Consider the following 14,628-nt stretch of genomic DNA (forward strand, 5'->3'; position numbering starts at 1 on the left):
GCTGGGCCGCTCCCACTACGATCGAGTCATGACGATCGCCGCTGCTGAAATGCTCGACTACGACGACGTCGTCGCACGCTACGAACCGGTGCTCGGCCTCGAAGTGCACGTCGAACTGTCCACCGCGACCAAGATGTTCTGCGGTTGCGCCAACAAGTTCGGTGCCGAGCCCAACACCCAGGTGTGCCCGGTCTGCCTCGGTCTGCCCGGCTCGTTGCCGGTGCTCAACCAGAAGGCGGTGGAGTCGGCCATCCGCATCGGGCTGGCGCTTAACTGCGAGATCGTGCCGTGGTGCCGGTTCGCCAGGAAGAACTACTTCTACCCGGACATGCCGAAGAACTACCAGATCTCGCAGTACGACGAGCCGATCGCGATCAACGGCTATCTCGACGTTCCGCTCGACGACGGCACCACCTGGCGCGTCGAGATCGAGCGGGCGCACATGGAGGAGGACACCGGCAAGCTCACCCACCTCGGCAGTGAGACCGGCCGCATCGCGGGCGCGACGACGTCGCTGATCGACTACAACCGGTCCGGCGTGCCGCTGATCGAGATCGTCACCAAGCCGATCGAAGGCACCGGTGACCGCGCGCCTGAGATCGCCCGCGCCTACGTGACGGCGCTGCGGGACTTGCTGCGCGGTTTGGGCGTCTCCGATGTCCGCATGGATCAGGGCTCGATGCGTTGTGACTCCAACGTGTCGCTCAAGCCGATCGGGCAGAAGGAGTTCGGCACCCGCACCGAGACGAAGAACGTGAACTCGCTGAAGAGTGTCGAGGTGGCGGTTCGTTACGAGATGCGCCGCCAGGCAGCGGTTCTCGAGTCGGGAGGCCGGGTGGTGCAGGAGACCCGGCACTTCCACGAGGACGGCTACACCTCGCCGGGTCGCAGCAAGGAGACCGCGCAGGACTACCGCTACTTCCCTGAACCTGATCTCGAACCGGTGGCGCCCGACGCGGAGTGGGTAAAGCAGCTGCGCCAGACCATTCCCGAGCTGCCGTGGTTGCAGCGCAAGCGAATTCAAGACGATTGGGGCATCTCCGACGAGGTGATGCGCGACCTGGTCAACATCGGCGCCATCGACTTGATCACCGCCACCGTCGAACAGGGCGCTTCGAGTGAGCAGGCCCGCGCCTGGTGGGGAAACTTCTTGGTGCAGAAGGCAAATGAAGTAGGCGTCGAACTCGACGCGCTGCCGATCACCCCGGCGCAGGTGGCCGCGGTGGTCAAGCTGGTCGACGACGGCAAGCTGTCCAACAAGCTCGCACGTCAAGTGGTCGAAGGCGTGCTGGCTGGCGAAGGCGAACCGGAACAGGTGATGAAGGACCGCGGCCTGGAAGTCGTGCGCGACGACTCCGCGCTGCAAGCCGCCGTCGACGAGGCGCTGGCCGCGAACCCCGACGTCGTCGAGAAGATCCGCGGTGGCAAGGTGCAGGCCGCGGGCGCCATCGTCGGCGCGGTGATGAAAGCGACCAAGGGGCAGGCGGACGCCGCTCGCGTGCGCGAACTGGTGTTGGCCGCCTGCAGCTAGCCGCGGCCGCCGAGTAGCCGCTGTTCGACGAGGTCCGCACCGCGGGTGACGCCTCCGGTCGCCTTGAATCCCGCGGCCACCCGCCGCGCGCCGGACGCCATCGACATCGTCGTCAGCACCTTGGCTTTCAACCTGCGCTCAGTCAGTCGTTTCGCGGGCAGGCGGGTGCCCGCGCCTGCCACCTCGACCCGCCTGGCGACCTCGAACTGGTCGCGGCCGTGGGGCACCACGCAGACCGGAACACCGCGAGCCAACGCCTTCTGGGTGGCGCCCATGCCCCCGTGGGTGACGGCGCAGACGGCGCGATCAAGGACCATGCCGTGCGGCACGAACTCTCGTACGACGGCGTTGGGGGGCACGACGATTCCGTCGGGCACACCGGACGGATAAGTCGCGACCACGCACAGCTGCTGGTCCGCCAGCGCCGCCATGGTGACGACCGGCAACTGGAGGTCGGCCTGGGGATCGGACGATGTGGTGACCAACACGATCGGCTTGTCGATGTCGGTGAGCCACTGCGGCACAGCAGCCGGTGGGTCGAAGTCGCAGGGCCCGATCAGTTCGACGGCCTCACCCCAGTCCCGGTGCGGGTACTCGAACGGTTCACCGGTGGCCACCAAGATCAGCGACGGCCGCGTTATCCATTCATCGACGGTGCGGACCGCCTTGGCGCCTGCGCGTTCACGAACGCCGTTCACCGGCGGGAGCAAGGCGTTGTCCAGCGCCCCGGTCACGACGGGCCGCAGCGCGGCGTCGCGCAATCGACCGAGCAGGCCCGGCCAAGGCGACAGCCCAGGACCGAATGGCGGCATGCCGCGCGAGCGCAGAAACGGCGTGAAGGGCCAGAACGACAACCACGGCACCGACGACGTATCCGCCACAGCCGCTGCGCCCCAACAGTTTGCGTCGACAACTATCACGTCGGGTTGCACGGCGGCGATGGCGTCGCCGAGGTCGTCGACCTCATAGGTGGCCCGCTGCCCGAAAACGCCGAAGGCCGCCTTCAATGCTGCGCGGCCATTCGGCTCCATCCAGTCGGTCATCACCGTCGCTTCGATGCGCCGATCGATACACGACGACTCGATACCGAGGCCACTTGCCACGGCGACGCCATCGGCCATGGTCTTCAGTGCGATTCGATGTCCACGGCGCTGCAGTTCGGTGAGCAGCGCGAGGACCGGAAACAGGTTCCCGAACGCCGGCGAGGTGTACGCCAGGATCGTTGCCACGGGCTAGAGACCCTGCGCGTCGAACATGACCATGAAGCTTATCGACCACGAGCGCCGCACTCGGGTCTTACGCTTGACCAGCAGACATTTCACGACGCGGGATTCCACATGACAGGCTCAGCGTGCCGCAGGTGCGGTAGTGAGCCACGCGCGGGCGCCCGGTTCTGCGATGCCTGCGGATCTCCGATCGCGACGGTAGCCAACCATGCCGAGCACAAGCAGGTGACAGTGCTTTTCGTCGACGTGCAGCGGTCCATGGATCTGGCAGCTGCCCTGGGCCCTGAACGGCTCCGTGAGGTGATGGGCGACATCTTCAACAGATGCGGCGCAGTCATCCAGCGGTACGGGGGCACTGTCGAGCAATTCACCGGCGACGGTGTCATGGCTCTGTTCGGCGCCCCGATTGCATTGGAAGATCACGCGATTCGCGCTTGCGTGGCCGCACTGGAGATACAGAAGGAAGCCGGTCGCCTCGCTGAAGAGGTCATGCATCGCGACCGTATGCCGGTGGCGCTGCGGGTCGGGTTGAACTCCGGCGACGTCGTGTTCGGCCAAATCGGTTCATCCTCCGACAGTTACACCGCCTTCGGTAGTCCTGTCGGGATGGCGCAGCGAATGGAATCGGTGGCCCCCGCCGGCGGCGTGATGATCAGCGAATCCACCGCTCGGCTGGTCGAACACATCGCAGTGCTCGATGAGCCCTCGCTGGTCGACATCAAGAACGTAGCCCAGCCCGTTCCCGCCAGGCGACTGCGGGGAATGCTCGCCAGCAGGGCGGTGGCGGGCAGACGTGAGGCCACCCTCGTCGGACGGGACGACGAGATCCGATCGGTCACCACGATCGTCGGCGAAACCATCCGAGGCAAGGGATCCGTCGTCAACCTCGTCGGTCCGGCCGGTATCGGCAAGAGCCGCTTCTGTCGCGAGCTCGTGAAGATCGCGCAGACCGCGGGGATGCAGACGGTTTCGAGCTTCTGCGAATCGCACGCCAGCGAAGCGCCGTTCGGCGTGGTGACGAAGCTGCTTCGCGACGTCATGCAGATCAGCGACGACGAGCGGGAAACCGGTCGAGTGATGCTGCGCAGCCGCTTTCGAAACGCCGCTCCTGATGACCTGCTCCTACTGGAGGACCTCGTCGGTGTGCGCGAAACCGCCGTCGCAGTGCCGAACATCTCGGCCGAGGCGCGCAGACGACGGCTGGCAGCGCTGATCGGCGCATCGGTGATGTCGCCCGACACACCAACCGGTTATGTGATCGAAGATGTGCACTGGATCGATCCCGCCAGTGAGGCGCTGCTGGTCGACCTGTTGGCGAGCAACCCCGCGCGCCGGGCGATGGTGGTGATCACGTACCGGCCCGAGTATGGCGGTGTGCTGTCGCAGCTGCCAGGAGCGGCGTCGATCGAACTTGCCGCGCTTGACGACTCGGCTGCGTGGGAGATGACGACCGAGCTCATCGGCTCGCATCCTTCGGTCACCGGGTTGGCGGCCAACATCATCGAGCACTCGGCCGGAAATCCGTTCTATGTGCAAGAAATCGTCAGGGAATTCGCCGAACGGAAAGTGATCGTCGGGAACCGCGGCGCATACCGCCGCCAACTCGACATCGCCGACATCAGCGTGCCTCCGACGCTGCAAGCCACGATCGGTGCCCGCATCGACCGGCTCACCCCTGCGGCGAAGCGAACGCTCAACGCGGCGGCCATCATCGGATCGCGCTTCGCCGTTGACCTTCTCGACGCCGTGCTCGGCGACACCGAAGAATCCGGCCCGACCGTACTGGCCGAGTTGGTCCACTCCGAACTGATCGACCAGCTGGTGTTCACACCGCCTGCGGAGTATGGTTTCCGCCATCCGCTGGTCAGGACCGTCGCATATGAATCACAGCTGAAAACCGCACGTGCACAACTGCACCGCCGCCTTGCCGCGACGCTCGAGCACCGCCACGCGACGGCCGCAGACGACATCGCCGCGGTGATCGCCCGGCATCTGGAAGCTGGAGGCGACATCCGCGAAGCCTTCAATTGGCATATGCGCGCCGGTAATTGGTTCACCAACCGCGACATCGGCGCGGCCCGCAACAGTTGGCAACGCGCGAAGGCGCTGGCCGACGAACTGGCCACCGACGACCCAGATCGCCGCTGGATGCGAACCGTTCCCAGAGCCCTGCTCTGCGGAAGCACCTGGCGCGCAGGCGGAGGTCTCGCCGATACCGGCTTCGAAGAGTTGCGGGCGTTGTGCACCCGACCCGAGGACCAGGTTCCGCTCGCCATGGGGATGGCAGGATACCTGTCCCAGCTCGCGGTCGTCGGCCGCATCCGTGAGGCATCAAATGCCGCAGCGGAATACGTCGGTCTCATCGATTCGATCGACCAGCCCGGTCTCACCGTCGGCATGCTGTATCCGGCGATCCATGCCAAGTACGAAGCGGCGGAGATGGCCGACGTCGAGCGGTTGGCGCAGCGTGTCGTCGATCTGGCGCAGGGTGACCCCACGAAAGGCAACTTTCTGACCGGGTCGCCGTTGGCATATGCCACCGGCATGGTCGCCTCGGCCAGATGCGCTTTCGGGCTGCCGGGGTGGCGGGAAGGGTTCGACCGGGCGATCGAGATCTCGCGAGTCGACCCCACCACATACGTCTCGATGGTGATGTTCAAGTTCGTCCTCGGCATCCCCTGCGGTGCGTTGCTCGCCGACACGGGAGCGCAACGGGATTCCGCGGAAGCGCTGCAAATCGCGGAACGGTGCAGTGAGGACTTCGCGCTGCACAGTGCCGAGCTGACGCGGGCAATTGTCCTGCTGGCGGCATCCGATGGTGATCACGCGCTCGGCCTCGACCTGCTCGAGAAGGCCAGGTCCGCCGCGGTGAATGAAGATTTCATGATGGCGAAAGTTCCGACCATCGATGTGCAATTGGCAGCGCAGAAGGCGCGCGTCAACGACCTGGACGGTGCGATCGAGCTGTCCCGGCACGTCATCGCCAGTCAGCTGGAAACCGGGGGAGCGCTCGATCTCCCTACGGGGACAGGCGTTCTGGTCGAGTCACTGCTTGCCAGGAGCGGGATCGGGGACCTGGACGAGGCGTGCATAGCGGTAGAGCGGCTGGCCGCTGCGAAAGGGCCCGGCTTCACGCTGTACGCACTGCCCGTACTGCGTATGCAGGCGATGCTCGCATCGGCGCAGGGCGACGAGCAGTGGTACCGCAACCATGCCGAGCGCTACCTCGCCGCGGCACGGGCCGCACAGTTCCGCGGCCACGAAGCGTGCGCCCGTCGGATGCTCGGCTAGCCCCGGCCGAACGTTCCTTACCGCTCGAGATTTCGCCGATTTTTCGAGCGGTAAGGAACGTTCGCCGCAAGATTGTGGGGTGCGCCTGAAACGCGTTGCGCGCTAAGTGTTGTCGGCGTTGCTGCGCGGGAATCCGCCGCCCTGCGGGAACAGCGGGAAGACGACGTCGTCGAGCTTCTCCGCGTCGCCGGAGGTTTTGTTCACCGTCGCACCCCAGACGTTGCCGTCGGGCGCCAACTGCAGCGCCCACGCGTGACCGTGCTGGTCTTGGCGGACCACCTCGGGTTCACCGGTGACAGCGCCGGTGTCCGGCGCCAACCGAACGGCCACGGTCTGTTTGGTGTTGACGAGGTTGACCAGCACCGTGCCGTCCAGTGCGGCGCAGCCCGCCACCCCCGGCCGGTCCGGCCACGTCCACACCGTGGACACCTTGGAGTCCTTGGTGATCCGCTGCAGACGGTCGGCGGTCGGGGTGCGGTCGGTGATGTACAGCGCGTCGTCCGACGGGTCGATGCACATGCCGCCGCCGGCGCCCATCCCCGACAGCGCGGTCGTCGGCGGCGCCGGGTTGACCGTGGTCGGCTGTTCCAGGCGCAGCACCTTGCCGGCCAGCGAACCGGGATCGGCGGCCTGGGCAGGATTGCCCGCGTCGCCGGTCAGGACGACAAGCGTCGTCGGGCTGGTGAAGATCAGCGCCCCGGTGTTGCCGGTGGATCCCTTCGGGATGCCGGTCAGGATCGGCTTGGGGATGTCGCCGTCGGCAATGCGGATGACGCGGTTGTCGGTCGGCGTGCTGACGTAGGCGTACATCAGCCGGTCCTGCGAGTAGGTCGGCGACAGCACGATGTCCATCAACCCGCCGTCGCCTGACGGATCGACCGGAACGGTCAACTTGACCTTGGGTTCGGCCCTGGTGGACACCTCTTTCACGGCGCCGGTGGTCCGCTCCGCGACCAACGCCGACTGGCTGTCGGGCAGCATGATCAACCCGCTCGTGCTCTCCAGGCACCCCTGCATTACGCCGGGCGCCGGGCAGGCCTTCGGGAACGGCTTGGGGGGCAGCGGTGGCGGGGGAGGCGGCGTCGACGACGGACCGGGCTTCAGTTCGGGTTCGGTGGTGAACGGCTGCGACTGGGCCTGGTCGAAACGCGCGCAGCCGGACCCGACGAGCAACGCCGCACACAGCAGGACAATCACACCCCGCACGGGCCGGCGCTGTCTCATGCGAGCCAGGTTACGGATTGTTCGGCGATAAGCGCCACGCGCGGCCGGTGAACCGCCGCGAATCGGGCAGCCAAAGCGCCGCGCCAATCCTCCGTTCTGCGGTGACGAGCACTTACCCTGGCAATCGTGACCAGTCAACCTGATCCGCACACGTGGCAGCGCCCGGCGTCTGCAAGCCTGGTCGACCCCGAGGACGATCTTCCAACCTCGAACTACGCCGGCGACTTCGAGACCACCGCGATTCCGCGATACGACTCGGCCAAGTCGTCGTCCGGCGAGCCGTTTGGCCTGATCAGCGACCCGGAACCGCTGCCGTACGTGCAGCCGGGCGGCCGACATTCGCTCGGGGCCTACGGCGCGGAACCCGTCGAGATCGAACCCGATCTCAGCGACCGCGCGCGTGACCGGCGTGGCACCCAGGACCTCGGTCTGCTACTCCTACGTCTCGCGGTCGGCGCGCTGTTCATCGGGCACGGACTGCAGAAGGCGTTCGGCCTGTGGGGCGGACCAGGCTTCGGCGGACTCGAACAACAACTCTCCGACAGCGGCTTCAAGTACGCCGACATCCTGACGTACGTGGCGACCGGCGGTCAGATCGCCGCGGGGGTGCTGCTGGTACTCGGGTTGTTCACGCCGGTGGCGGCCGCTGGCGCGCTGGCGTACCTGGTGACGGGTGTGCTCGCCGACGCGATGACCGCGCACGAGCAGGCCCGGTTGGCGTCGTTCCTCACCGACGGCCATGAATACAAGGTCATCCTGCTCGCGGTGGTCGCGGCCATCATCTTGATCGGGCCCGGCCGCTACGGATTCGACGCCGGCCGCGGGTGGTCCCGCCGCCCGTTCGTGGGGTCGTTCGTCGCGCTGCTGCTGGGTATCGGCGGTGGTGTGGCGGTGTGGGTGCTGCTCAACGGCGGCAATCCGCTGGCTTAGTCGTACGGATTGGGCACTCTGCCCCCGCTGGCCTCCGTCAGCAGGGGCAGCGTCGAGAAGGTCACCGCAGGCAAGCGCAGTTCGCTGCCGTCTTTCAACTGGGCGTAGGCCCACGAACTCTTGCCGAACCGCAGACCGGCGATGTCGTCCCATCCGACCGTCTCGCTGCCCAGTAGCGTGCGAACGGTGACGGCGTCCCGGTCGGCGGTGGTGCGGTAGCGGATGATGAGCGCCGACAGGCCGATCGGGATGATCAGCAGCAGCACCAACCACGACGGCCCGGCCAGGATCACGGCCAGCAGCGCGAGGGCAAGGAATCCGACGGCGAAGTGCGCCATCGGCGAGATCTTGATGACGGCCTTGGCGGTTGCGGGCGAACTCACGAGGCCATCCTCCCATTCCGAGGCAATTTGACCAGTGACCAGTGCAGAGGCTACCGTCGACGGTTATGCAGACCCCGGGATTGCTCGTAGTAATTGGGAAGCGCGTTGATGCCGCGCTTGCCTTCTGCCGGGCATAGCAACCAGCATCAACGCGCGACCCTCGTACAGCGACCCAGCTGACGGGGGTTTTTTCTTGCCCCAACACCGATTTGAGATCCTAGAGACGACGACGGAGATAACGAGGACACCGTGAGCGCACCCACCACGCGACCGCCGGAGCAGACAAATGGCGGCCACCCCGCGTCTGCTGCCGCCAAGCCAGCCCACAAGGCCGGCCCCGCGCAACCGAAACGCGTTGCACCGCACCAACTCACCGGTGCGCAAGCCGTAATCCGGTCACTCGAAGAACTCGACGTGGACGTCATCTTCGGCATCCCTGGCGGCGCCGTGTTGCCGGTCTACGACCCGCTTTTCGACTCGCAGAAGCTGCGGCACGTGCTGGTCCGCCACGAGCAGGGCGCCGGGCATGCGGCCAGTGGCTACGCCCACGCCACTGGCAAGGTCGGGGTGTGCATGGCGACGTCGGGACCCGGCGCTACCAACCTGGTCACACCGCTGGCCGATGCGCACATGGACTCGATCCCGATGGTGGCCATCACCGGTCAGGTCGGGCGCGGTCTGATCGGCACCGACGCCTTCCAGGAAGCCGACATCTCCGGTATCACGATGCCGATCACCAAGCACAACTTCCTGGTGCGCAACGGCGACGACATCCCGAGGGCGATCGCCGAGGCGTTCCACATCGCCTCGTCGGGTCGGCCAGGGCCGGTGCTCGTCGACATCCCAAAGGACGTGCTGCAGGGGCAGTGCACCTTCAGTTGGCCGCCGCAGATGGACCTGCCGGGTTACAAGCCGAACACCAAACCGCACAACCGTCAGATCCGTGAGGCGGCCAAGCTGATCGCGGCGGCCCGCAAGCCGGTGCTCTACGTCGGCGGCGGCGTGATCCGCGGCGAGGCCACCGAGGAACTGCTGAACCTGGCCGAGTTGACCGGCATCCCCGTCGTGACCACGCTGATGGCCCGCGGCGCGTTCCCGGACAGCCATCCGCAACACATGGGCATGCCGGGCATGCACGGCACGGTCGGCGCCGTGGCAGCATTGCAGCGCAGCGACCTGCTGATCGCGCTCGGCACCCGCTTCGACGACCGCGTGACCGGCAAGCTGGAATCCTTCGCCCCTGAGGCCAAGGTGATCCACGCCGACATCGACCCCGCCGAGATCGGCAAGAACCGGCACGCCGACGTCCCGATCGTGGGCGACGTCAAGGCCGTCATCACCGATCTGATCGAGGCACTGCGCAAGGACGGCACCATCGGGTCGATCAACATCGACAACTGGTGGGAGTACCTGCGCGGCGTGCAGGCCACCTACCCGCTGAGCTACGGCCCGCAGAGCGACGGCAGCCTGTCACCGGAGTACGTCATCGAAACACTGGGCAAGATGGCCGGTCCCGAGGCGGTGTACGTCGCAGGCGTTGGGCAGCACCAGATGTGGGCCGCGCAGTTCATCAAATACGAGAACCCTAAGACGTGGCTCAACTCCGGCGGCCTCGGCACCATGGGCTTCGCGGTTCCCGCCGCGATGGGCGCCAAGTTCGGCCGCCCGGAGGCCGAGGTGTGGGCCATCGACGGCGACGGTTGCTTCCAGATGACCAACCAGGAATTGGCCACCTGCGCCGTCGAGGGCGCACCGATCAAGGTGGCGATCATCAACAACGGCAACCTGGGCATGGTGCGGCAGTGGCAGACGCTGTTCTACGAAGAGCGGTACAGCCAAACGGATCTCGCCACGCACTCGCACCGCATCCCGGATTTCGTGATGCTGGCCGAGGCGCTCGGCTGTGTCGGATTGCGTTGTGAGCGTGCCGAAGACGTCGAAGACGTGATCAAGAAGGCGCGGGAGATCAACGACCGCCCCGTCGTGATCGACTTCATCGTCGGTGCCGACGCCCAGGTGTGGCCCATGGTGGCCGCGGGCACCAGCAACGACGAGATCCAGGCCGCACGCGGCATCCGCCCGCTGTTCGACGATCCCGAAGAAGGACACGCCTGATGACGACCAAGACGCACACACTGTCGGTGCTGGTCGAGGACAAACCCGGCGTGCTCGCCCGCGTCGCGTCGCTGTTCTCACGGCGCGGCTACAACATCCAGTCGCTGGCCGTCGGAGCCACCGAACAGAAGGACATGTCGCGGATGACCATCGTGGTCAACGTCGAGGACTCGCCGCTGGAGCAGATCACCAAACAGTTGAACAAGCTGATCAACGTGATCAAGATCGTCGAGCAGGAGCCCGACAACTCGGTCGACAGGGAACTGGCCCTGATCAAGGTGCGCGCCGACGCCACCACGCGCAGCCAGGTCATCGAGGCAGTGAATCTTTTCCGTGCCAAGGTCGTTGATGTGTCTACGGAGTCGTTGACCATCGAGGCCACCGGCACCCCCGAGAAGCTGGAGGCGTTGCTGCGGGTACTGGAGCCGTATGGCATCCGCGAGCTCGTACAGTCCGGCGTGGTTTCGTTGTCGCGCGGCCCGCGCGGTATCGGGACCGTCAAGTAAGCCCCAAAGTCAGCTAGAAGATTCAAAAGAGAAGGAAGTTCAGTGGCAGTTGAGATGTTCTACGACGACGATGCGGACCTGTCGATCATCCAGGGACGCAAGGTCGGCGTCATCGGCTACGGCAGCCAGGGCCATGCGCATTCGCTTTCCTTGCGTGACTCCGGCGTACAGGTGAAGGTCGGCCTCAAGGAGGGCTCGAAGTCGCGGGACAAGGTCACCGAGCAGGGGCTCGAGGTCGATACACCCGCCGAGGTTGCCAAGTGGGCCGACGTCATCATGCTGCTCGCGCCTGACACCGCGCAGGCGGAGATCTTCAAAAACGACATCGAGCCGAATCTGGAAGACGGCAACGCGCTGTTCTTCGGCCACGGGCTGAACATCCACTTCAACCTGATCAAGCCGCCCGCCAACGTCACCATCGGCATGGTCGCGCCGAAGGGCCCCGGGCATTTGGTGCGCCGCCAGTTCGTCGACGGCAAGGGCGTGCCCTGCCTGATCGCTGTCGACCAGGACCCCAAGGGTGAGGGCGAGGCGCTCGCGCTGTCCTACGCCAAGGGCATCGGTGGTACGCGCGCCGGCGTGATCAAGACCGACTTCAAGGAAGAGACCGAGACAGATCTCTTTGGCGAGCAGGCCGTACTGTGCGGCGGCACCGAGGAACTGGTCAAGGCGGGCTTCGACATCATGGTCGAGGCCGGCTACGCACCCGAGATGGCGTACTTCGAGGTGCTGCACGAGCTCAAGCTGATCGTCGACCTGATGTACGAAGGTGGCATCGCGCGGATGAACTACTCGGTGTCCGACACCGCGGAGTTCGGCGGCTACATTTCGGGCCCGCGCGTCATCGACGAGGACACCAAGGAGCGGATGCGCGCAATCCTCAAGGACATTCAGGACGGCAGCTTCGTCAAGCGGCTGGTCGCCAACGTCGAGGGTGGCAACAAGGAACTCGAGGCGCTGCGCAAGCAGAACGCCGAACACCCGATCGAGGTGACCGGCAAGAAGCTGCGCGACCTGATGAGCTGGGTCGACCGCCCGATCACGGAAACCGCTTAATCAGCGATTTGTGGGCGTCCAGGAGCGCTGACCGCTCCAAAACGCGCACAGGCCGCAATCAGGGGCGGCGCTCGTGGCCAGCTTTACCGTGGCTGCGGCGCCGCTCCTTCATTTCCGCCTCGAAGATGTGCCTGCGGCCCTGCTGTAACTCGTCGCGCACCCGGCGCTCGTGATCGCGGAACACCGACCAGTAATTGTCGTCGAAATCCTCGACGATCTGAAACGTCCAGCGCCCGTAGACCACGTTTCGGCCGACCACGTCCTCCTCAAGCCGATCCGCGACGTCCTGGTGTCCGGCGTCGCGCAGCAGATCGCATGCGTCCCCGAGCAGTAGGTCCGCGCGGCCCATCAACTGGTGGAAGGAATACAGCTCACCGCGTGCCCGCTCGACCCATTCGAGGGCCTCGGATACCTTTCCCACCGCCTCGACCGTGGCATCGTCCAACCCGTCGGGACGGCTGTGCTTGTCATCTACGGATGCACTCATGCGGTCAGGGGTACCCCCTCCGAAGAAAATATTGCATCGATCGTGCATTGGATGGTCACAGGGCGGTCCCTGGGATTTATCCTGTCGGAGTTGAGGAGTCAGTGAGCCAGAAATCCAGACGCAAGGGCGGCCGCCCGCACGACGATGCGGAGCTGCCCCGGTACACCGTCGGTGCGGTGGCCGACCGTGTCGGTGTTCCCGTACCGACGCTGCGCAGTTGGAATCTGCGTTACGGTGTCGGCCCTCCTGGTCACAGTCCCGGCAGGCACCGGCTCTACAGCGAAGCCGACATCGCGGTCGTCGAGCGCATGCGCGAAATGATCGATGCGGGCGCGAATCCCGGCAGCGCGGCACGCGCGGCGCTGGACGCGGTGGTGCCCGCCGGGCCGGACGCGGCGTCGTTGATCACCTCCGCCTTCAACCTCGATGTCGTGGCCGCGGGCCGACAGTTGGACCGCTACCTGCGTCACTTCGGGGTGGTCGAAGCGTGGGAGCAGTTGGTCCGGCCCGCATTCGCCGCCATCGAAGCGCGGCAATCCGAAGGCGACGGGTGCATCGATGTCGAACACGCGTTGTCGTGGACGGTTTCGCGGTCACTGCAGCGGCTGCCCATCGTCGCCGACAACGCCCCGACGATCATCTTGGCGTGCGTCGAGCACGAAACCCACACACTGGCGCTCGAAGCGTTGCGCGCCGCGCTCGGCGATCACGGTCGCGGTGCGCTGATGCTCGGCGCTGACGTGCCGAGCGCGGCACTTATCGACGCCGTCGAGCGCCATAGCGAGGCGGTGACGGTGATGCTGTGGTCGCACACGCCGCAAACCGCGGACATGGCAACAGTGAAGGCCGTCCTCGGAGCAGGCGCCCGAGTGCTGGTGGGCGGACCCGGTTGGACGTCCGCGAGACTGCCCAAACAGGCGGTGCGGGTCAACAGCCTGGCTGCCGCGGTTGACCACCTGACGGAACAACCCTGATCGCATCGAGTACGCGTCGATTGAATGGGTATAACTGCATCGTGTCTGTGACGACTGTGCGCACCCAGGACGAGCAGGTGGTGTTGGTGGACGAGGACGGGCGGGCGATCGGCGCCGCCGCCAAAACCGCCGTCCACCACCGGAACACCCCACTGCATCTGGCGTTTTCGTGTTACGTGTTCGACCGTGACGGGCGTGTGCTGTTGACGCGCCGCGCGCTCGGCAAGCGGACATGGCCCGGAGTATGGACGAATTCGTTCTGCGGGCATCCGTCGCCGGGCGAGAGCGTCGCGGACGCGGTGCATCGACGCGCTCTGCAGGAACTCGGACTTTCACTGCAGTCTGTGGAGTGCGTTTTGCCGGACTTCCGGTACCGGGCGATCGCCGCCGACGGCACCGTGGAGAACGAGATATGCCCGGTGTTCCGTGCACAGGCGGACGGCCCTGTCCGGCCGGTGCCCGACGAGGTGATGGAGCACCGCTGGGTGGTGTGGGATGACCTGCGTTCGGCTGCTGGATTGCCGTGGGCCATCAGTCCGTGGGCGGTACAGCAGATTCCGCTGCTGGAGCCGTTCACTTACACGGATCGTGGCCCCAGTTCATCAGCGAATAACGCCAAGCCGACTCTTTGACGTCACCGGACGGCCGTTGCGCCAGGTGACGATGCGCGTATCCGACGACTTTACGCATGTGCGAATAGTCGTCGTCGGATAGATCGGACTTCTTCGACCTCAAAAGTTCGATGATGCGTCGACCGCTGGCGTGACCGGTCGATTCGTCACCACCGGATTTCTGCCCAACCTTCTTGGATTCCTCAGTATCCAGCCACTTTTCGAGTTCCGCCGCGGTCATATTCACGACGTCGTTGAAGTCGTTGTACGTGGTCGCCTTGTCGTCGGACATTT

At 65.7% G+C, this 14,628-nt stretch carries 12 protein-coding genes and 1 pseudogene; 8 read left to right on the top strand and 5 right to left on the bottom strand.

Going from position 1 to position 14,628, the window contains the following annotated elements:
• Positions 1-28: 28 nt before the first annotated feature.
• Positions 29-1,531 (top strand): Asp-tRNA(Asn)/Glu-tRNA(Gln) amidotransferase subunit GatB, encoded by a 1,503-nt coding sequence (gatB, locus tag A5724_RS13430; protein ID WP_067802146.1) that lies wholly within the window; start codon positions 29-31, stop codon positions 1,529-1,531.
• On the opposite strand, the gene A5724_RS13435 is transcribed toward gatB, so the two are convergent.
• Positions 1,528-2,760, bottom strand: a complete 1,233-nt coding sequence (locus A5724_RS13435; protein ID WP_067802150.1) for a nucleotide disphospho-sugar-binding domain-containing protein — start codon at positions 2,758-2,760, stop codon at positions 1,528-1,530. The two genes, gatB and A5724_RS13435, sit on opposite strands and share 4 nt — an antisense overlap.
• A 108-nt stretch (positions 2,761-2,868) precedes the next feature.
• Between A5724_RS13435 and A5724_RS13440 the strand changes: the two genes are divergently transcribed.
• Complete coding sequence (locus A5724_RS13440; RefSeq protein ID WP_067802153.1) at positions 2,869-6,048, top strand: adenylate/guanylate cyclase domain-containing protein; 3,180 nt, start codon at positions 2,869-2,871, stop codon at positions 6,046-6,048.
• A 102-nt stretch (positions 6,049-6,150) separates the two neighbouring features.
• Here the strand turns inward: A5724_RS13440 and A5724_RS13445 are convergent, their stop codons facing one another.
• The gene (locus A5724_RS13445; RefSeq protein WP_067802156.1) at positions 6,151-7,272 is read right to left on the bottom strand and encodes a sorbosone dehydrogenase family protein; all 1,122 of its coding nucleotides are present in this window, start codon (positions 7,270-7,272) and stop codon (positions 6,151-6,153) included.
• 126 nt (positions 7,273-7,398) lie between these two features.
• Between A5724_RS13445 and A5724_RS13450 the strand changes: the two genes are divergently transcribed.
• Positions 7,399-8,202: a DoxX family protein gene (locus A5724_RS13450; RefSeq protein WP_067802159.1), complete on the top strand. Its 804-nt coding sequence runs from the start codon at positions 7,399-7,401 to the stop codon at positions 8,200-8,202.
• Here A5724_RS13450 and A5724_RS13455 read toward each other — a convergent pair.
• Positions 8,199-8,540: a PH domain-containing protein gene (locus A5724_RS13455; RefSeq protein ID WP_067802454.1), complete on the bottom strand. Its 342-nt coding sequence runs from the start codon at positions 8,538-8,540 to the stop codon at positions 8,199-8,201. The two genes, A5724_RS13450 and A5724_RS13455, sit on opposite strands and share 4 nt — an antisense overlap.
• A gap of 294 nt (positions 8,541-8,834) precedes the next feature.
• On the opposite strand from A5724_RS13455, the gene A5724_RS13460 reads away from it, so the two are divergent.
• The 3 genes and pseudogenes from A5724_RS13460 to ilvC all read left to right on the top strand — a co-directional run.
• Positions 8,835-10,700, top strand: a complete 1,866-nt coding sequence (locus tag A5724_RS13460; protein ID WP_067802163.1) for an acetolactate synthase large subunit — start codon at positions 8,835-8,837, stop codon at positions 10,698-10,700.
• Positions 10,700-11,206: an acetolactate synthase small subunit gene (gene ilvN, locus A5724_RS13465; protein WP_067802166.1), complete on the top strand. Its 507-nt coding sequence runs from the start codon at positions 10,700-10,702 to the stop codon at positions 11,204-11,206. The genes A5724_RS13460 and ilvN overlap by 1 nt, the downstream gene beginning before the upstream one ends.
• Before the next feature lie 27 nt (positions 11,207-11,233).
• A pseudogene (gene ilvC, locus A5724_RS13470) lies at positions 11,234-12,262 on the top strand (ketol-acid reductoisomerase); the annotation flags it as partial.
• A gap of 58 nt (positions 12,263-12,320) precedes the next feature.
• Here the strand turns inward: ilvC and A5724_RS13475 are convergent.
• Positions 12,321-12,749, bottom strand: a complete 429-nt coding sequence (locus A5724_RS13475) for a hypothetical protein (RefSeq protein WP_067802172.1) — start codon at positions 12,747-12,749, stop codon at positions 12,321-12,323.
• Positions 12,750-12,850: 101 nt separating this feature from the next.
• Between A5724_RS13475 and A5724_RS13480 the strand changes: the two genes are divergently transcribed.
• Together A5724_RS13480 and idi are read left to right on the top strand one after the other, a co-directional pair.
• Positions 12,851-13,723, top strand: coding sequence for a MerR family transcriptional regulator (locus A5724_RS13480; RefSeq protein WP_067802176.1), 873 nt, complete (start codon positions 12,851-12,853; stop codon positions 13,721-13,723).
• 41 nt (positions 13,724-13,764) lie between these two features.
• Positions 13,765-14,355, top strand: coding sequence for an isopentenyl-diphosphate Delta-isomerase (idi, locus tag A5724_RS13485; RefSeq protein WP_232004816.1), 591 nt, complete (start codon positions 13,765-13,767; stop codon positions 14,353-14,355).
• Here the strand turns inward: idi and A5724_RS13490 are convergent.
• On the bottom strand, positions 14,297-14,626 hold the full coding sequence (locus tag A5724_RS13490; protein WP_067802178.1) for a DUF3140 domain-containing protein: 330 nt from the start codon (positions 14,624-14,626) through the stop codon (positions 14,297-14,299). The two genes, idi and A5724_RS13490, sit on opposite strands and share 59 nt — an antisense overlap.
• Positions 14,627-14,628: the final 2 nt, after the last annotated feature.

The organism is Mycobacterium sp. ACS1612 (assembly GCF_001667505.1).
Taxonomy (GTDB): Bacteria; Actinomycetota; Actinomycetes; order Mycobacteriales; family Mycobacteriaceae; genus Mycobacterium.

Coding starts and splice junctions, on each gene's coding strand:
- gatB (WP_067802146.1), top strand. CDS start 29: ATGACGATCGCCGCTGCTGAAATGCTCGACTACGACGACGTCGTCGCA.
- A5724_RS13440 (WP_067802153.1), top strand. CDS start 2,869: ATGACAGGCTCAGCGTGCCGCAGGTGCGGTAGTGAGCCACGCGCGGGC.
- A5724_RS13445 (WP_067802156.1), bottom strand. CDS start 7,272: ATGAGACAGCGCCGGCCCGTGCGGGGTGTGATTGTCCTGCTGTGTGCG.
- A5724_RS13455 (WP_067802454.1), bottom strand. CDS start 8,540: ATGGCGCACTTCGCCGTCGGATTCCTTGCCCTCGCGCTGCTGGCCGTG.
- ilvN (WP_067802166.1), top strand. CDS start 10,700: ATGACGACCAAGACGCACACACTGTCGGTGCTGGTCGAGGACAAACCC.
- A5724_RS13475 (WP_067802172.1), bottom strand. CDS start 12,749: ATGAGTGCATCCGTAGATGACAAGCACAGCCGTCCCGACGGGTTGGAC.
- A5724_RS13490 (WP_067802178.1), bottom strand. CDS start 14,626: ATGTCCGACGACAAGGCGACCACGTACAACGACTTCAACGACGTCGTG.